20 protein-coding genes and 2 pseudogenes are annotated in these 17,320 nt (G+C 67.0%); 8 read left to right on the forward strand and 14 right to left on the reverse strand.

The features are described 5' to 3' along the window. From VML93_RS36050 to VML93_RS36060, 3 genes and pseudogenes are all read left to right on the forward strand, one after another. Nucleotides 1–241: pseudogene (locus VML93_RS36050) on the forward strand (RDD family protein); the annotation flags it as partial. A gap of 25 nt (nucleotides 242–266) precedes the next feature. Then, nucleotides 267–752 carry a nuclear transport factor 2 family protein gene (locus VML93_RS36055; RefSeq protein ID WP_325618276.1) on the forward strand — a complete coding sequence of 162 codons (486 nt, stop codon included), beginning with the start codon at nucleotides 267–269 and terminating at the stop codon, nucleotides 750–752. Continuing rightward, nucleotides 749–1,396 (forward strand): biliverdin-producing heme oxygenase, encoded by a 648-nt coding sequence (locus tag VML93_RS36060; RefSeq protein WP_325618278.1) that lies wholly within the window; start codon nucleotides 749–751, stop codon nucleotides 1,394–1,396. Before VML93_RS36055 ends, VML93_RS36060 begins: the two co-directional genes overlap by 4 nt. A 4-nt stretch (nucleotides 1,397–1,400) precedes the next feature. Here VML93_RS36060 and VML93_RS36065 read toward each other — a convergent pair whose 3' ends face one another. Beyond that, entirely contained in the window at nucleotides 1,401–1,790 is a 390-nt protein-coding gene (locus VML93_RS36065; RefSeq protein ID WP_325618280.1) for a hypothetical protein, read from the reverse strand. A gap of 133 nt (nucleotides 1,791–1,923) precedes the next feature. Between VML93_RS36065 and VML93_RS36070 the strand changes: the two genes are divergently transcribed. Further along, nucleotides 1,924–2,637 (forward strand): PadR family transcriptional regulator, encoded by a 714-nt coding sequence (locus VML93_RS36070; protein ID WP_325618282.1) that lies wholly within the window; start codon nucleotides 1,924–1,926, stop codon nucleotides 2,635–2,637. A gap of 86 nt (nucleotides 2,638–2,723) precedes the next feature. Here VML93_RS36070 and glpK read toward each other — a convergent pair whose 3' ends face one another. Next, a complete protein-coding gene (gene glpK, locus VML93_RS36075; protein WP_414686536.1) occupies nucleotides 2,724–4,250 on the reverse strand; it encodes a glycerol kinase GlpK in 1,527 nt (508 codons plus the stop codon). 56 nt (nucleotides 4,251–4,306) lie between these two features. On the opposite strand from glpK, the pseudogene VML93_RS36080 reads away from it, so the two are divergent. Together VML93_RS36080 and VML93_RS36085 are read left to right on the forward strand one after the other, a co-directional pair. Further along, nucleotides 4,307–4,473 (forward strand): annotated as a pseudogene (locus VML93_RS36080) (SAM-dependent methyltransferase); the annotation flags it as partial. 241 nt (nucleotides 4,474–4,714) lie between these two features. Continuing rightward, complete coding sequence (locus VML93_RS36085; RefSeq protein ID WP_325618284.1) at nucleotides 4,715–6,184, forward strand: glutamate--cysteine ligase; 1,470 nt, start codon at nucleotides 4,715–4,717, stop codon at nucleotides 6,182–6,184. Between the two features lie 160 nt (nucleotides 6,185–6,344). Here VML93_RS36085 and egtE read toward each other — a convergent pair whose 3' ends face one another. From egtE to VML93_RS36140, 10 genes are all read right to left on the reverse strand, one after another. Continuing rightward, nucleotides 6,345–7,475: an ergothioneine biosynthesis PLP-dependent enzyme EgtE gene (egtE, locus tag VML93_RS36095; RefSeq protein WP_325618286.1), complete on the reverse strand. Its 1,131-nt coding sequence runs from the start codon at nucleotides 7,473–7,475 to the stop codon at nucleotides 6,345–6,347. Next, nucleotides 7,472–8,437, reverse strand: a complete 966-nt coding sequence (gene egtD, locus VML93_RS36100; RefSeq protein ID WP_325618288.1) for an L-histidine N(alpha)-methyltransferase — start codon at nucleotides 8,435–8,437, stop codon at nucleotides 7,472–7,474. Before egtD ends, egtE begins: the two co-directional genes overlap by 4 nt. Then, nucleotides 8,437–9,129 (reverse strand): ergothioneine biosynthesis protein EgtC, encoded by a 693-nt coding sequence (egtC, locus tag VML93_RS36105; protein ID WP_325618312.1) that lies wholly within the window; start codon nucleotides 9,127–9,129, stop codon nucleotides 8,437–8,439. The genes egtD and egtC overlap by 1 nt, the downstream gene beginning before the upstream one ends. After that, complete coding sequence (gene egtB / locus VML93_RS36110) at nucleotides 9,129–10,415, reverse strand: ergothioneine biosynthesis protein EgtB (RefSeq protein WP_325618314.1); 1,287 nt, start codon at nucleotides 10,413–10,415, stop codon at nucleotides 9,129–9,131. Before egtB ends, egtC begins: the two co-directional genes overlap by 1 nt. Nucleotides 10,416–10,459: 44 nt before the next feature. After that, nucleotides 10,460–11,731: an ergothioneine biosynthesis glutamate--cysteine ligase EgtA gene (gene egtA / locus VML93_RS36115; protein WP_325618290.1), complete on the reverse strand. Its 1,272-nt coding sequence runs from the start codon at nucleotides 11,729–11,731 to the stop codon at nucleotides 10,460–10,462. A gap of 128 nt (nucleotides 11,732–11,859) precedes the next feature. Further along, nucleotides 11,860–12,501: a sensor domain-containing protein gene (locus VML93_RS36120; protein WP_325618292.1), complete on the reverse strand. Its 642-nt coding sequence runs from the start codon at nucleotides 12,499–12,501 to the stop codon at nucleotides 11,860–11,862. A 12-nt stretch (nucleotides 12,502–12,513) separates the two neighbouring features. Next, entirely contained in the window at nucleotides 12,514–12,942 is a 429-nt protein-coding gene (locus tag VML93_RS36125; RefSeq protein ID WP_325618294.1) for an organic hydroperoxide resistance protein, read from the reverse strand. A gap of 34 nt (nucleotides 12,943–12,976) precedes the next feature. Continuing rightward, nucleotides 12,977–14,425 (reverse strand): catalase, encoded by a 1,449-nt coding sequence (locus VML93_RS36130; RefSeq protein ID WP_325618296.1) that lies wholly within the window; start codon nucleotides 14,423–14,425, stop codon nucleotides 12,977–12,979. 228 nt (nucleotides 14,426–14,653) lie between these two features. Continuing rightward, nucleotides 14,654–15,028: a hypothetical protein gene (locus VML93_RS36135; protein ID WP_325618298.1), complete on the reverse strand. Its 375-nt coding sequence runs from the start codon at nucleotides 15,026–15,028 to the stop codon at nucleotides 14,654–14,656. A 191-nt stretch (nucleotides 15,029–15,219) separates the two neighbouring features. Then, a complete protein-coding gene (locus VML93_RS36140; RefSeq protein ID WP_414686537.1) occupies nucleotides 15,220–15,609 on the reverse strand; it encodes a hypothetical protein in 390 nt (129 codons plus the stop codon). Between the two features lie 177 nt (nucleotides 15,610–15,786). Between VML93_RS36140 and VML93_RS36145 the strand changes: the two genes are divergently transcribed. Both VML93_RS36145 and VML93_RS36150 read left to right on the forward strand, forming a co-directional pair. Then, the gene (locus VML93_RS36145; RefSeq protein WP_325618302.1) at nucleotides 15,787–16,248 is read left to right on the forward strand and encodes a GNAT family N-acetyltransferase; all 462 of its coding nucleotides are present in this window, start codon (nucleotides 15,787–15,789) and stop codon (nucleotides 16,246–16,248) included. Between the two features lie 252 nt (nucleotides 16,249–16,500). Further along, nucleotides 16,501–16,815 (forward strand): hypothetical protein, encoded by a 315-nt coding sequence (locus tag VML93_RS36150; RefSeq protein WP_325618304.1) that lies wholly within the window; start codon nucleotides 16,501–16,503, stop codon nucleotides 16,813–16,815. An 8-nt stretch (nucleotides 16,816–16,823) separates the two neighbouring features. Here the strand turns inward: VML93_RS36150 and VML93_RS36155 are convergent, their stop codons facing one another. Both VML93_RS36155 and VML93_RS36160 read right to left on the reverse strand, forming a co-directional pair. Continuing rightward, entirely contained in the window at nucleotides 16,824–17,024 is a 201-nt protein-coding gene (locus VML93_RS36155) for a hypothetical protein (protein ID WP_325618306.1), read from the reverse strand. Nucleotides 17,025–17,102: 78 nt separating this feature from the next. Further along, on the reverse strand, nucleotides 17,103–17,320 hold a 218-nt coding region (locus VML93_RS36160; RefSeq protein WP_325618308.1), incomplete at its 5' end, for a hypothetical protein.

Here is a 17,320-nt window from a genome sequence, read left to right on the forward strand (position 1 = left end):
GTTGGTGCTTGCCGCCGTGCTCGCCGAACGCCACCGTCGCGAGTTGGCACGGCTGCATTCGATGAGGCCCGCGCCACCAGCGGCACCCGCGCCATTTCCGCCTCCCGGGCCGGCACCCCTGCCACCTCCCGGCGCCTGGCCAGCGCCGCCGATGCAGCAGGCTGTGGCCTGGCCGTCCGAGCCGACACAGCAAGCGCCGCAGCAGGAAACGGATACGGGCGGGTTCCTGCCGCCGCACTAACTACTTTGGCAGAGGAAATCGAACGGTGATCGACGAGCGACCCACAGCGGCCAATAATGTTGGGAGCACGGCGTTTAACGCCGCCGATCGGCTAGCGATCGTCAACTTGCTGGGCGCCTACGCCTACACCTACGACCAGTACCGGCTCGACGATTTCCGCGCGCTGTTCACCGAGTCGCCGGAGCTCGAGTTGCTGCATGAAGGCCAGGCGTTGTCGGCCGAAATCGACGTGGTGATACGCCTTCTCGAGGCCCGTAAGGCTGGGTTCAAGGCAGAGAACAACCAGCGCCGGCATGCGTTGAATTCGTTCTGGTTCACCAGCCAATCCGACAGCGAGGCCACCGGGCACTGTTATGTGCAGGTGTTCGCCATCCGCGCGGGTGGACCGCCGGCTGCCGACCTGACCGCTTGCTACGACTTCACGGCGGTCAAACAGGACGGGTCGTGGCGGTTCAGCCGGTGGAAGGTCGCGGCTGACCAAACCAGCGTCGGGACCCCGGCGTCAGGATGATGGCCGCCACCGAGGCTGGGCGTCCTTTCTCCGCCGCAATGAAGGAGGGCTCGACCGTGGAGCACGACGCCGCGGAGAACTCGCCGTTCGTGACCGAGCTGCTCGCCGGACGGGTCAATGGCCGGGGCTATGCCGACTACTTGCAACGGCTGCGGGTGGTCTATGAGGCGCTGGAGGACTCCGTGCGGAGCCGTCGCGACGACCCGTTGGTTGCCGCCGTGTACGACCCGGCGCTGGAGCGCCTGACGGCGATCGATGCCGACCTGGACCACTGGGCACCGGGCGGGACACGTGATGTCGAATCCCGGGCCGCTGAGGCGTACCGTGACCGGCTTGTCGGCGCATCCTGGGGCGGCGCGCTGGTGGCCCACCACTACACGCGCTACCTGGGCGACCTGTCCGGCGGCCAGGCTATCGGCAAGATTCTGGACCGCACGTTCGATCTCGGCGGCGCCGGGCTGGCGTTCTACGAGTTCGCGGTGCGGGCCAAGCCCTACAAGGACTCCTACCGGGCCCGACTCGATGGACTCGACCTCGACGCCGAGCAGATCGATCGCGCGGTCGACGAGGTCAAAGTCGCCTTCGCCCTGAACCAGGCGCTGTTCGACGAGCTCGCCGACAACCTGCCGGCCTATCGGAACTGATCGATTACCCGGCGACGGTAACGGCCATGATGGCGACGTCGGCGACCAGCAGCGCAAATCCAAGCAGCGGAACAACGATGCCCGACCGGCGCTTGGCGCTGAACAACGAGACGAGGATCACCGCAAAGGCCACCACGGGCGCGCCGTAGAACGCGACACCGAAGTCAATCCCGCCGCGGCCCGGATGGGGACAGGCGGGCTCGGTGCAGGCGTCGGTGCTCATCACTGCACCGAGCGCAAACAGCATCACGATCGCGGCCGCCGGAACGGTGCATATTGCCAGCCCCCAGTTCACCTTGGCCCCGGCACGCGCGTCGCGGCGGTTTTCGGCCGGCGCCGGTTCCGCGCTCCTAGCTGGGCCGTCGACGGTCCGGTTGCCGTTATTCGCGTTCATCGGACAGGGCCTACCCGGCCTCTGCCGGATGCAAACTCGACTTCTAACGTTGCATCGCGTTAGTCTGCGATATATCGTGATATAGCGAGGCGCCGGACCTGGCGCTTCCTCAACAGACAAAGGACCTACAAACATGAACACTCCATTCACTCCTCCCGGCGGGCCGTTCGCAGCCCGTCCAGGATTCGGATTCGGCCCCGTCGGCCCGGCTCAACGGCGGGCCCTGCACGGAGCCAAGCGGCACGCGCGACGGGAATTCTTCGAGAACCTGCGCGAACAGGCCGCCGACCACGACGGACCGCTCGGCTTCGGCCCCGGTTTCGGCCCCGGCTTCGGCGGTGGCTTCGGCCCAGGTTTCGGATTCGGTTTCGGCGGCCCGCGTGGCGGCCGGCGTCGGGGCGGCCCGGGCCGCGGGCGTCGCGGCGACGTGCGAGCAGCCATCCTGGTGCTGCTGGCCGAGCGGCCGATGCACGGCTACGAGATGATCCAGCAGATCGCTGAGCGCAGTAACGGCCTATGGAAGCCCAGTCCCGGCTCGGTGTACCCGACGCTGCAGTTACTGGACGACGAAGGCCTGATCACTGCTAGCGAAACGGACGGCAGCAAGAAGCTTTTCGAGCTGACCGAAAACGGCCGCGCAGCGGCCGAGAAGGTCGAGACCCCGCCGTGGGACGAGATCACCGAAGGCGCCGACCCGGGTCACATGAACCTGCGGGCCGCCATGGGCCAGTTGTTCGGCGCGGTCGCGCAATCAGCGCACACCGCCACTGCCGAACAGCAGCAACGCATTGTCGACATCCTCAACAATGCGCGGCGCGAGATCTACGGCATCCTCGGCGAGGACTAGTACCTGCACCGTCCCGCGAGCGTGCACAGAATGCCGGCAAAACCGGCGTGTCGTTGTACATCTGTGCACGCTCGCGGCAGCGGGCGCTAAGACACGTCGACCCAATCCAGGGTCCGCTGCACCGCCTTACGCCAGCCCGCGTATCCGGCGGCGCGCTTGTCGTCGTCCCACGTCGGCGTCCACCGCGTGTCCTCCTGCCAATTGGCCCGCAGGTCCGACGGATCGGCCCAGAACCCGACTGCCAGACCCGCCGCGTAGGCAGCGCCCAGCGCGGTAGTCTCGGCGACCACCGGCCGCACCACGTCCACGCCCAGCACGTCGGCCTGAATCTGCATGCACAGGTCGTTGGTGGTGATGCCGCCGTCGACCTTCAGCACCTCAAGGCGCACACCCGAATCCGCTTCCATCGCGTCCACCACGTCGCGGCTCTGGTAGCAGATCGCCTCCAGCGTCGCGCGAGCCAGGTGCGCGTTGGTGTTGAACCGCGACAGCCCCACGATCGCGCCGCGGGCGTCGGATCGCCAGTAGGGTGCGAACAATCCGGAAAACGCCGGCACGAAATACACGCCGCCGTTGTCGTCGACCTGACGTGCCAGGGATTCGCTCTGCGATGCGCCGCTGATGATGCCCAGCTGGTCACGCAGCCATTGCACTGCCGAGCCGGTCACCGCGATCGAACCCTCGAGGGCGTAAACGGGTTTGGCGTCCCCGAACTGGTAGCACACCGTGGTCAGCAGGCCATTGTTTGACCGGACGATCGTCTCGCCGGTGTTCAGCAGCAGGAAATTGCCGGTGCCATAAGTGTTTTTGGCCTCACCCACATCCAGGCACACCTGACCGACCATCGCGGCATGCTGGTCGCCGAGCACTCCGGTGATCGGCACCTCGGCACCGACCGGCCCGGTATCGAGCGTGACGCCGTAGGGCTGGCGCGCCGACGACGGCTCGATCGCGGGCAGCATCGCCCGCGGGATGGAGAAGAACGACAACAGCTCGTCGTCCCAGTCCAGCGTCTCGAGGTCCATCAGCATGGTCCGGCTGGCGTTGGTCACATCGGTGACGTGCACGCCGCCCCGCGAACCGCCGGTCAGATTCCACAACACCCAGGTGTCGGGGGTGCCGAACAGCGCGTCACCGCGTTCCGCGTCGGCGCGCACCCCGTCGACGTTCTCCAGGATCCACTGCAGCTTCCCGCCGGAGAAATACGTCGCCGGCGGCAGACCCGCCTTGCGCCGGATCACGTCGCCGCGGCCGTCGCGGTCCAGCGCCGATGCGATCCGGTCGGTGCGGGTGTCCTGCCAGACGATCGCGTTGTAATACGGCCGTCCGGTGCGCTTGTTCCATACCAGCGTGGTCTCGCGCTGATTGGTAATGCCCAGCGCTGCAATGTCTTTAGACGTAAAGCTGGCGGCGTTCAACACCGACATCAGCACTGACGCGGTGCGTTCCCAGATCTCGACCGGATTGTGTTCGACCCATCCGGCGCGCGGCAGGATCTGCTCATGCTCGAGCTGATGGCGGGCCACCTCGGCACCGCCCTGATCGAAGATCATGCAGCGAGTGCTGGTGGTGCCCTGGTCGATGGCGGCGATGAATTCCGGCAACTCGGGCAACTGCACTCCTCCGGTGTGACATCGGGCACTGCATGTCAGCGTCCATCATGGTCCATATGGCGACCGATCTGGATATCGAAGACATCGACAGCATGCCGCGTGGCGGACCGGATGCGTCGTGGCTGAACCGGCAGTTGCAGACCGATCGCCTGGATACCTCGACCGCGACGACGTAGCACGCCGGAAGCGTGCGGTGGTCCGCTCTATGGACCTGCTGGGACGGCTTTTCGGGCAAGCTGCTGATCATCGACCTGCCGCGGCCGCCTTCGGTGCTGCACATCCTGCAGCTGTCGCAGATGCTGCCGTTGACCATGATCCCGCTGCTGCACGACGGGCTGATTCGCTGCGGGCCTACAGCCGCTCGGCCTGCTCAACAGCCCGATGACCCCGCGTCCGCAAATCGTGGTCGCGACCCGCCGCCAGCGCGGTTGCGTTACCGACGGCAAACCGGTTGCATCGGCGTTGTGGGCGAAGAGGTAAAGCGCACCACGTATAACCGCGCACAACGGCGGGAGTACCGGCGCAAGGTCCAGCTGTGTTTGGACGTTTTCGAGACGATGCTGGTGCAATCGCGGTTCGACGCCGACCGGCCGCTGACCGGCATGGAGATCGAGTGCAACCTCGTCGACGCCGACTACCAGCCGGCCATGTCGAATCGATACGTGCTGGACGCCATCGCCGATCCGGCCTACCAGAACGAATTGGGCGCCTACAACATCGAATTCAACGTGCCGCCGCGATCGCTGCGAGGCCGCACCGGCCTGGAACTGGAAGCAGAGGTGCGCGCCAGCCTGAACGATGCCGAGGGTAGGGCCAGCTCCGGCGGGGCACACATCGTGATGATCGGCATTCTGCCGACCCTGATGCCACAACACCTGGCCGAGGGCTGGATGAGCGAGTCGACCCGGTATCGGGCGCTCAACGACTCAATTTTCAGCGCCCGCGGCGAGGACATCCCGATCAACATCGCCGGACCGGAGCCGCTGCACTGGCAGGCTGCCACGATTGCACCTGAATCCGCTTGCACCAGTATGCAATTGCACTTACAGGTAGCGCCCGCGGCTTTCGCCGCCAACTGGAACGCGGCCCAGATGCTGGCCGGTCCGCAGCTGGCGCTGGGCGCGAACTCCCCGTACTTCTTCGGCCACCAGCTGTGGTCGGAAACCCGGATCGAGCTCTTCGCGCAGTCCACCGACACGCGGCCCGAGGAACTCAAGACCCAGGGCGTGCGACCGCGAGTGTGGTTCGGCGAGCGGTGGATCGGCTCGGTCGTCGACCTCTTCAAGGAGAACATCCGCTATTTCCCGTCCCTGCTGCCCGAGGTGTCCGACGAGGACCCGGTAGCCGAGTTGGCCGCCGGGCGCATCCCGCAGTTGCCCGAATTACGGCTGCACAACGGCACGGTGTACCGGTGGAACCGGCCCGTCTACGACGTCGTCAACGGGCGCCCCCATCTGCGGCTGGAGAACCGGGTGTTGCCGGCCGGGCCGACAGTCATTGACATGATGGCGAATTCAGCCTTCTTTTACGGCGCGCTGCGCAGCTTGGCCGCGGCGGATCAGCCGTTGTGGACCACGATGAGTTTCGGTGCGGCCCAAGCCAATTTCCTGCATGCGGCCCAGCACGGCATGGACACCCGGCTGCACTGGCCGGGCTTGGGCGACGTGACGGCGGAGCGGCTGGTGTTGGGCACGTTGCTGCCGATGGCGCACGAAGGACTGCGGCTATCCGGTGTCGACGCCGACGTGCGCGACCGCTTCCTCGGCGTCATCGAGGGCCGCGCCAAGACCGGCCGCAACGGCGCGCGCTGGCAAGTGTCCACCGTGCGAGCTTTGCAAGACGGCGGTATGACCCGGCCGCAGGCCCTGGCCGAGATGCTGCGGCGGTACTGCGAGCACATGCATGCCAACCAGCCGGTGCACACCTGGGGATAGCTTTGACCGCATGGCGGCCGGCGTTTGTTCACGGGAATATGCCACCGTTTGCCAGCGAGGTGTTTGCGTCCTACGACCGCGACGAAAAGGGCCGGACGAAGCTTCCCGCGTTCCTGCTGACGGCGCACCAGGCCGGCTGACACCGACGCGCGCCTGATGGCTAGGCGGTCGTCGCCGCGGTCGCGGCGATCAGCGCTTCGGCAAAGGTTTCCAGGTCCTCGGCCGTAGCGTCCACGTGCGGCGAGATCCGCAGCCGCGGACCGCTGAGCTCCAGCGGCGCCCGCACCACCCCGACGAACGTGGTCAGCATCCGCCGCTCGGCAAGCAACCACGCCCGCACGGCGGCGGGATCGACACCATCGCCCGGAGCCAGCGTGGTGGTCGCGCTCGGCTCCTCGACCTCTTCAACCACCGTCCAATCGGGCACGTCGCCCAGCACCGTGCGGGCGACGCCGCCCACCTCGGCCAGGTCGGCCCGCACGACCTGGGGACCGTAGGCCAGATGCTCCCCCAACGCCACCGAAAATCCCACTCGCGCAGCGACATTGGCTTCGCCGAACTCCAACACCTGCGCCACACTGAATGCCGACTCCGGCGGCGTGAGCCGCGGCTGCAGCCGCTCCATCAGCTCGGACCGCACCGCCAGGAAACCGACACCCCGGGGCCCGGCGATCCACTTGCGCGACGACGCATAGGTGACGTCCGCGCCCACGGCGCAATCCACCTGACCCAGCGCCTGGGCGGCGTCCACCACCAACGGCAACCCCAGCTCCCGGCAAAGCTGCGCCACCATCGGCAGCGGTTGCACGATGCCGCTGTGGCTGGCCACGGGGGTGAGATGGACCAGGTCGGGCGGGTCCTCGTCTAAGGCAAGCGCCGCGTCGTCGAGCGCCAACCTGCCGTCGTCGAGGGTCGGCAGCAGCTGACGGTCGAATCCGTGGACCCCGAACAGAGCCAGGTTGGGACCGTATTCACCGGGCAGACACGCAACCTTGCGGCCCCCCGCCCAGGCGCCCAGCAGCAGATCCAACGCGTTCAGCGAGCCGGTGGTGAACACCACCTCCGTGTCGCGCATGCCGCACAGCGCGGCGAACGCGGCGCGCCCGGCGTCGAGCACGGGGATGGCGGCTTCGGCCGCGACGTATCCGCCGACCTCGGCCTCGTTGCGCGCGTGCTGGGCGGCGGCATCGATCACCGCGAAGCTCTGGCGCGAGCAGGCCGCGCTGTCCAGGTGCAGCCCGGCGACCGGCGGACGCGCCGCTCTCCAGCGGTCAGCCAGCGATTCGCTCACTTAACGGCCAGCGAGAGCCCGAAGTCGCCGGCGCTGTCGGTCCACCACCGGATGCGACGCAGTCCGGCCTCGGCCAGTTCGGCGCTGACCCCGTCCGGGTGGAACTTGCAGGACACCTCGGTGAGCATCTCCTCGTCCGCCGCGAAGTCGACGGTCAGGTCCAAAGCGCCGACGCGCACCCGCTGCCGACGGTCGGACCGCAACCACATCTCGATGCGCTCCTCTTGGGCGTTCCAGCGCGCGACGTGCTGGTAGGCGTCGACGTCGAAATCGGCGTCGAGTTCGCGGTTGATCACCGCGAGGACGTTGCGGTTGAACCGGGCCGTCACCCCGGCGGCGTCGTCATACGCGCGCACCAGCCGACCGGTGTCCTTCACCAGATCGGTGCCCAGCAGCAGGCTGTCCCCCGGCTGCATCACCCCGGCCAGGGTGGCGAGGAACTCCGCGCGTGGCGTGGGCGTGAGGTTGCCGATCGTCGACCCGAGAAACACGAACAGCCGTCGCCCGCCGTCGGGAATCTCGGTCAGGTGTTCCTCGAAATCGCCGCAGACAGCGTTGATCTCGACACCCGGGTATTCGCGCTGGATGGCGGCCGCGGTCGCCGACAACATGCCCGCGTCCACGTCGAAGGGCACGAAGCCGCGCAGCGATCCGCGGTCACGCAGCGCGTCCAGTAACAGCCGGGTCTTCTCCGACGTCCCGGCGCCCAGTTCGACCAGGGTGTCGGCCTGGCTGGCGGACGCCACGTCGACCGACCGGGCACGCAGGATCTCCGCCTCGGCGCGGGTCGGGTAGTACTCCGGCAAGCGGGTGATCTGGTCAAACAGGTCACTGCCCGCCGAGTCGTAGAACCATTTGGGCGGCAACGACTTCGGCGTCTTCTGCAGACCGTCGGACACATCGCGGCGCAACGCGAGATACGCCGAGTCGGCGGCGAGGTGGTTGGACAACGACAGCGTCATCAAGGTCCTTTCGACAGCGGAGTCAACCTGACACCGGACATGGTGACTTCGACGAGGTGACGGTCCGGCACGTCCGCCCAGTCCGGGTCGTCGTCGTAGGGCTCGCTGGCCAGCACCACGCCGCCCTCGCGGCGCAAGATGGACAGCGTGTCTCCCCACACCGTCGCCAGTAGCCGAGATCCGTTGGCGGCCAGGATGTTAAGTCTGGCAAGCGGATCTGCGGCCCCGAATTCCACCACGGTCTGGCCCAGCGCATCCAGTCCACGCTCGAAGACGACGGCCGCGAGAATCGCACTGTCGCAGACTGATTCGGCCGACGAGCGGACCGGCAATACGGTGCGGTCGACGACTCCGTTGTGCGACAACAGCCAACGGCCGTCGGTGAACGGCGCCGTCGCGCTCGGCTCGATCGGCATGCCGACGGTCGCCGAGCGCACCGCGGCCACCACGCAGTGGCTGCGCAGCGCCGGCGCCACCGAGTCGAACGACACGTCGCCCCACAACGGCGCCGCGCTGCGCCAGCGTCGCGGCACCGGGCCGTCAAAAAACCCGACACCCCAACCGTCGGCGTTCATCAGGCCGTGCTTTTGCCGGCGCGGGGCATACGACTGCACCCGAAGACCTTGCGGCGGGTCCAGCACCAGTGCGGAGACCGTGACCTCCTCGCCCAGCCAGCCCAGATGACGGCACATCAGGCGTCCCATGCCAAGCGGACACCAGAGAAGATCTGACGACGGTACGGGTGATCCCAGTTGCGGAAGCTGGGCCGCAGGATGGCCGACTCCACCGCCCAGGAGCCACCGCGCAGCACCCGGTAGTCCCCGTCGAAGAACGGCTGCGAGTAACGCTCGTAGATCATCGGGACGAAGCCCGGCCAGGGCTGCAGCGGCGAGCTGGTCCACTCCCAGACATCGCCGAGCAGCTGCTCGACGCCGTAGGCCGAGGCGCCGGCGGGGTAACCGCCGACGGGCGCCGGACGCAACGCGGCGCCGCCCAAATTGGCGCGGGCGGGCGAGGGGGCGTCGGTTCCCCACGGATAGCGACGACGGGCGTTCGTCGCCGGATCCCACGCGCAGGCCTTCTCCCACTCCACCTCGGTGGGCAGCCGGGCACCGGCCCAGGCCGCGTACGCCTCGGCCTCGAAGTAGCTGATGTGCTGCACGGGCTCGTCGGCGGGAATGTCCTCGACGTTGCCGAACCGGGTTCGGGTACGCCCGTCGGAGCCCCAGAACTGCGGCGCGGTCAGACCCGTGCCGGTGCGATGCTGCCAGCCGCGATCCGACCACCACCGCGGCTCGGTGTAGCCGCCGTCGTCGATGAAGTGTCGCCATTCGCCGTTGGTGACCGGAACCCGGCCGATCCGGAACGCCGGCAAGCCGACGACGTGGGCGGGACGTTCGTTGTCCAACGAGTACGGTTCGCTCGCGGCGTCCACGCCCAGCACAAACGGGCCGCCCGGGATCAGCACCGACGTCCCCGCCAGTTCCGGGCGACCCGGGGGCACGGCGGCGGTGTCGGCCAGCAACGGCGCGCCGGCGCGCAGGTTCAACGCCTGCAGCATGGTCTCGTCGTGCTGGTTCTCGTGGCTGACCACCAGCCCGAACACGAAGTCGCCGCCCGGCTCGTCCGGCAGGGCGTCCAGCGCGTCCAGCGCGGCGGAACGGACCGTGCGGCAATACGACCGGGCCTCTGCCGGGGACAGCAATGGCAGGTCGACCCGGCTGGCGCGGGAGTGTTCGAACGCGTCGTAGAGGCCCTCGACGGCCGGCGGCAGCATCCCGGGCCGATTCGGGTCGCCGCCGCGCAGCAGCCACAGCTCTTCCTGCTGACCGATATGCGCCAGATCCCACACCAGCGGGCTCATCAGCGGGTCGTATTGGCGACAGAGCTCGGCATCGTCGAAATCGACCAACTGCAACGTCCGCGTCCGCGCCCGCTCCAGGTCGTCGGCAAGCCTTTCTCGGCATAAGGATCGCAAGCGCGGCGCAGCCGGGCGCAGCGGATCGGAATCATCGGCGAAAGTCACAGCCCACCTTGTGCCAGCTGTGTCACGGTAGGCGCGATCCCGTGGGCTATCACCTCGTCGGCGAAGTCGTCGGCCGGACAACGGCCTTGCTCGACGTTGCGCACCAGGCGGTCCATCGCGTCGGTGAGCTGCGGCGGCGCCTTCGCGGCAGCGACAGCCACGCACCGGTTGGCCGCCTCGTACAGCCGGTGATCACGCAGACCGAGCCGGGCGGCCTTGTCCCAGGCGGTGGCCACCGGTTCGACGGCTTCGGCCGCGATGTCGGCGGCCACCGGGTCGTCGAGCAGGGCCACCAGAGTGAAGACCAGCGCGGGCCAGAAGGCGTCCGGCACGCTGTCGAGGTAGCGGATTTCCAGCCACTGCCGCGGGCGCACCGGGGGGAACAGCGTGGTCAGGTGGTATTCCAGGTCGGCGATCGTCGGCCGGCGATCGCCGAGCATCACCGAGCCGTCCACCCAGTCCGTGAACGGCACGTAGTGCGTGACCGCGGTGAGGTCCACGCCGTCGGGGTCGTGCACCAGCATCACCGGCGCCTTCAGCGCGTATCGCGCCCAATCGGTGCCCGGCTCGTCGCCGCTGGCACCCAGGATGGGTCCGCAGCGCGCGGAATCCATCTGGCCCCACACCCGCTGCCGGGTGGAGACCCAACCGGAGAACTCGCCGCCCAGCATCGGCGAGTTGGCGGCGATCGCGATCATCGTTGGTCCCAGGGCATGCGCCAAGCGCACCCGCGCGGCCCACCCGGCCTGTGGCCCGGCGTCCAGATTGACCTGGATCGAGGCGGTCGACGTCATCATCGCCGCGCCGGCCTCCCCGGAGTGGCTGGCGGCGAAGAACTGCTCCATGGCGCGGTAGCGCGCGCCCGGGTTGATGCGCTTCGGCGGCCGCAGCGGGTCGGCGCCCAGGAAGACCAGCCCAAGCCCGGCGTCGGCGAAGGCCGACCGCAGCACCGCCTGATCGCGGTGCATCTCGTCGATGGCCGACACCGCACCCTCGGCGGGTGGACCGGACAGTTCGACAGCACCACCGGGCTCCACGGTGACCGCGCTGCGGCCCGGCAGTGGCGGCAGCAGCTTGAGGACCGCGGTGATTTCCTCCCAGCTCGGCCTGCGGTGCGGGTCAGCCGGGTCGTAGCAGTGTGCCTCCACTTCCAGACCGACGCAGCCCAAGGGGCCGTCGACCAGGCAGGTATCGGAGAGGTACTGAGCGACGGTCGAGGAGTTGGCCATCTCGGCTTCGCCCGCGGCGGTGATGGCGGCGAACGTCATATCACGATCCCTCCGGGCCCGAGTTGTCCAACATGCCTCAACTCTTCATCTTGCAGACGGCACCGACATATTCCCGTTCTCGCTGGTAAAGGCCGCACGGCGTACACGAATACCCAAATTCACCCGCACTACTGACCCAACGCGTTCTGCATCGCCCCGGCCAGGACGCTGACCGCGGGACCGGCGTTGCCAGATTGGCAGACCTTGGCCTGCAGCAACACGTTTTCGCGCAGCCGGGTTTGAACGAAGCATCGGCGGTCGGTGCCCGCTTCCTGCTTGGTCCAGTTCTCGTCGCTACCGGTGGCCGGTCCTCCCGCGAACGACCAGACCTGCGTGATCCCGTTGTCCAGGTGCATCGCGGTGGTTTGTCCCGAGCAGCCCACGGTGCGGTCGACGACCCGGTGGAAGGCCCGCGCCGCGGCGTCGTTGCTGGCGAATACTCCGACCGCCTGCTTGACGTAGTGGGTTTGGTCGCTGGCCGAGGTCTGAGTGATGGCTCCGTTGAACGACGCCAGGTCGGGGTCGCTGTACACCTCGGACAACCCGATGTCGGCCCAGTTGTTGCAGACCGGCAAATCGACCGAAAACTCCTGCGACGGCTGGGTGAACACCGCCTCCCACCCCATCGGCGCGCCGACAATGTTGCCGACCGATCCCTTGCCGAGGACCGCGTAGGACACCACGCCGGGTTCCGACGGGTGTGCGTGCGCGACGGGGACTGCTCCTGCGATTGCCAGACCGAGCGTCACCGTCGCCACGGCGACTCGCACGGGCTAAGCCCCCTATACCCGGGCCGAAACTTCGACGTCGATGTTGCCCCGGGTGGCCTTGGAGTAGGGGCACACCTGGTGGGCCTGGTGGACCAGGTCGTCGGCGGCGCTTTGGTCCAGGCCCGGCAGGTAGCCGACGATCGTGCCGGTGAGCCCGAACCCGCCCTCGGAATCCTTGCCGAACCCGACCTCGACGGTCACGTCGGTGGCGTCGTCCAGATTGAGCTTCGCCCTGCCGGCCACCAGCCGCAGCGCACCCAGGAAGCACGCGGCGTAACCGGCCGAGAACAGCTGTTCGGGGTTGGTGCCCTCACCATTGCCGCCCATGGCTTTGGGCGGACGGGTCTCCATGTCAATGCGGCCGTCGTCCGACTTCACATGGCCGTCGCGGCCGCCGCCGGTCGCCGTGGATGCAGTGGTGTAAACGACTTCAATTGTCATAAAGCTCGATCATGCCAGGTGCCACGAACGAGGCCTAACCCGAATTCGCCCGAACGCCTTCCTCGACCTTTTTGCCGAGATCGGGGTCGACGTTGCGCCAGTATTCGAACACCCGCGACAGCACCGGCTCTTTGACACCTTTGGAGACGTGTCCAATGATGTTGTGCGCCAATCGGTCCCGGGCATCGTCGTCGAGAACCTCGCGGACCATGGTACCGGCCTGTCCCCAGTCGTCGTCGTCGGGACGCAATGTGTAGGCCGCACGGACCATGTCACCGTCGGCCATCCAGCGCACCTCGGCGGCACGCGCCGGGTCGGCCTGCGGGCCGCCATAGGAGTTGGGCGCATACACCGGATCGGACACGTTGTGCATCCGCATCGCGCCGTCTTTGGAGTAGCTGTTCACCTCCACGTGCGGCGAATTGACCGGGATGTGCTTGTAATTGGTCCCCAGCCGGGCCCGGTGCGCGTCGGCGTAGGAGAAGCCGCGCGCCAGCAACATCTTGTCCGGACTCAAGCCGGTGCCGGGCACCAGGTTGTTGGGTTCGAAGGCGGCCTGCTCCATTTCGGTGTGGTAGTCGGTGACATTGCGGTCCAGCGTCATCTTGCCGACGTCGATCAGCGGGTAGTCGCTGTGCGGCCACACCTTGGTCAGATCGAACGGGTTGAACCGGTAGGTCTTGGCCTCCTCGAACGGCATGATCTGCATCTTGAGCGTCCAACTCGGGAAGTCGCCGCCCTCGATCGCCTCGTAGAGGTCGCGCTGGTGGTAATCCCCGTCCTCACCGGCCAGCCGGTCGGCGTCCTCCTGGGTCAGGAAATCGATGCCCTGATCGGTGATGAAGTGGTACTTCACCCAGAAGATCTCGCCGGCAGCGTTGATCCAGCTGTAGGTGTGGCTGCTGTAGCCGTTCATGTGCCGCCAGTTCTTCGGAATCCCGCGGTCGCCCATCAGCCAGGTGACCTGGTGCGCCGACTCCGGCGAAAGGCTCCAGAAGTCCCACTGCATGTTGTGGTCGCGCAGGTTGGTTGCCTGCATTCGCTTCTGGGACCGGATGAAGTGCTGGAACTTCAGCGGATCGCGCATGAAGAAGACCGGCGTGTTGTTGCCGACCATGTCGAAGTTGCCCTCCGACGTGTAGAACTTCAGCGCGAAGCCGCGCGGGTCCCGCCAGGTGTCTGGGCTGCCCCGCTCGCCGGCGACGGTGGAGAACCTGACCAGCATGTCGGTCTTGGTGCCCGGCTGGAACACCGCGGCCCGGGTGTACTTGCTGACGTCGTTGGTCACCTCGAAGTGGCCGAAGGCGCCGCCACCTTTCGCGTGCGGCTGACGCTCCGGGATGCGTTCCCGGTTGAACATGGCCATCTGCTCGATCAGGTAGTGGTCCTGGAGCAGGATCGGGCCGTCGGGGCCGACAGTCAACGACTGGTCGTCACTGGGCGCGGCAATTCCGGCATCGGTGGTGGTGAAGCGTTCCGCCATCTCGCTATCTCCTCTTTTGTGGTGGATCCTTTTGGTGGCTAGTGGTCTGAGCGCACCAAAACCGCAGGGCTGCATGGCCGTTGCGAACAACCGCATGCGGCCATCGAGCACACGGGTACCCGCGCGGTCGAAATTTGAATCGGCATCAAGCGCTTTCAGCGCGCGACACAAAGGTCACGTAACCCAGTATCCGCCGCCTCTGGAACCGGTCAACAAAACTAAGACGGGCTACCTACTAGGTGGTGGGGCAGCGGGCGTCGGCGACTGAGCGGGGCCACCCGGACCACCGGGAGGGCCACCGGGCGCGCCAGGTCCGGGGGGACCCCACTGCTGCCAAGGTCCGTAACCACCGGGGCCCGGAGGCCCCCAGGGCCGGTACATGCCGTGGTGATGACGTGGATGGCAGTAATGATGCGACCCGAAAATGACTGCGCCAGTGAAGAATACGACCGAGAGGATGAAAAGGACCCCGGCGACGATCACTACCCATGCCGCGGCCGTATAAAGCCGGGGCGGCTTTTCCCGCTGCGGTGGCGCGGGCGGCGGTGGCGGAGCGGCGGCGACCGCACTCGGCGGGGTCGACGGTTCAGGTGTTTCGCTCATACTTTGCATACTCCCCCGGACCAGCAAACACCGAAACAGCTCACGCCAAGAAATTTGCTGTGAATTTGGCTGCCGGATATGACAGGCAGCCCGGCGCTGGTGAGCGCCGGGCTGCTGGTGGGGGGGTTTACGGCCCGCTGGGATCCCCTCAAATCCCGCGAGCACGTCACCTGGTGGACTTTTCGGGTTCCTTAACGCGAAGGAGACGGAACGACGGACGACGGAATCTGGCTGGGTCCGCCGGGTCCCGCGGGCGGAGCTACGCTCGGCTGGCCGCCGCCTCCGCCCGGGCCGAACTGACCACCCGGACCCCCCGGGCCGTGCTTATGCCACATCATCGCGTGGTGCTTGTGGTGACCGTGATGGCCACCGTGATGACCGGACGTCTTGCCGAGCATGAAGCCGGTGAAGAAGATGACGGCGATGATGAAGACGACGCCGGCGACAATGGCGACCCACGCAGCGGCCAAAAAGGCTTTGGGGGTCTTGTGGACGACGGGCTCTACTTCGCGTTCGCGGGTGGCTGTTGCGGTTGACGACCGCACAGTGGGGCTGTCAGGTGTTTCACTCATGAGACGAATGATGCCTGGGTAAACAGTAGTGACGGCTATGCACAACTTATGTAGCAGCTATGAGCCTGAAACCCCGTCTTACCTGGCAATACCGTCGCTTGCCGGCGCCGCCGGCACACCCCGAACCTGGTCCGTGCCGGTATCGTTTCACTGCTGTTCAACGGGCTCGACCCGGGGAGGTGGCACGTGATCGAAGTGCAATACCTCGGCGCCGACGATTGGCGGTTGTGGCGCCAGTTGCGCTTAGAGGCGCTAACGGAGTCTCCCGCGGCGTTCGGCGAGACGCTCGCGCGCTGGACCGGCACCGGCGATACAGAAGAGCGTTGGCGCGCCCGCTTTTCCAGCGTGCCGCTAAATGTCGTGCTCCGACTCGACGGCGTTCCCGCAGGGATGGTCGGAGCCTGGGTCGGCGCCGACGACATCGTGGAGCTCATTTCGATGTGGGTTGCGCCTTTTGCTCGCGGTAGCGGGGTCGCTGACGCCGCGGTGCGGGCCGTCCTGAGCTGGGCAGATCCGCGAGAGGTGGTGCTGTCGGTGAAAGTCGACAACGCGGCGGCGACGGCGCTCTACCAGCGTCACGGATTCGTCGACGCGGGTCCCTCGCCGGCATACGCCGACGAAAGGCTCATGCGTCGCCGAGGCGGGTGAGGAGTCGAGCTGATTATGTGCGCGTCGAGGATGTCCACCCGGTGGCCCCCGTAATCGCAGGATAGCCCGCTCCACTGTCGCCCCAAGAATTTCCTGAGGTCGCTGCGCGAGCCTTGCCGGTGCCGGCGCACGGCGGTACGGTTTTGGGGCCGTTGACATTTCGGGAGGCTTTTCCAGTGCCTTAGCACCTCAGACACACCTGGCAACCACGTCTCGCGGGAGACGTGTGTCGAAAGCCAGGAGGAGTCTGAGATGGAAATTGGCAGGTTAAAGTTCGCGCTGGCCCTCGTCGAGGGTCGGCTTCACAAAGCCGTTGGGGACAAGCGGTGCGGATGCGGCCAGTGCGCTCACTGGGTGACCGTGGCCGCGCAGCGCGCCGGCATCGCGTGCGACGAGCTGGAGGCCGCGCTGGCTCCAGTCGCCAAGCCGCAGCGGCGGCGGCAGCGCCGGCCACGCCCGATGGGCGTGCAGGTCTGCGACTCCGCCACGATTCGGGTGCGGGGGCGCGATGTGGACCCGCGCGAGGGTCTGGCGATTCTGCTTGCCCGGCTACATGATTCGGGCTGAGGCCCGGGTTACTGGTTGTATTCGCGGTGGATCGACTCCATCGCCGCAAGCCGCCGGACGAGCAGCGCGATCTCAGCGTCGTCGTCCGGGGGTTTCAGCGCGGCAAGACGCGCTTGGGTACGGGCAATCTCGCCCGCCAACCGTTCCCGCGCTTCGACTTTGGTCAGCAGATCCTGGTCGGCCCAATCGTCGACACCGGGCCGGTCCATCAGGCTGCCCGCGGGAAGTTGTAGAACTCGCGGGCATTGAGTTCGACCATGCGGTGCACCTCGTCGTCGGGTAGTGGGTCAGTTTGATCTTCGTTGATCGGTGACGGTCTTTCTCGTTTGCGTGATCGCCCAGATTGCAGCCAGGACAGGAACAACGACGTAAGGTCCGTTCAGCAGGTAGAACATCGTCCAGTTCAACGGGGGCACATCTCCGGTCGCGTCTGTGACCATATAGATCCCGGTGCTGGTGGTCACCATCCCGGCGAGGGGTAACAGCACGTACAGGAGCCATGGCT

Origin of the sequence: Mycobacterium sp. (assembly GCF_035499775.1) — a bacterium.
Classification (GTDB): Bacteria; Actinomycetota; Actinomycetes; order Mycobacteriales; family Mycobacteriaceae; genus Mycobacterium.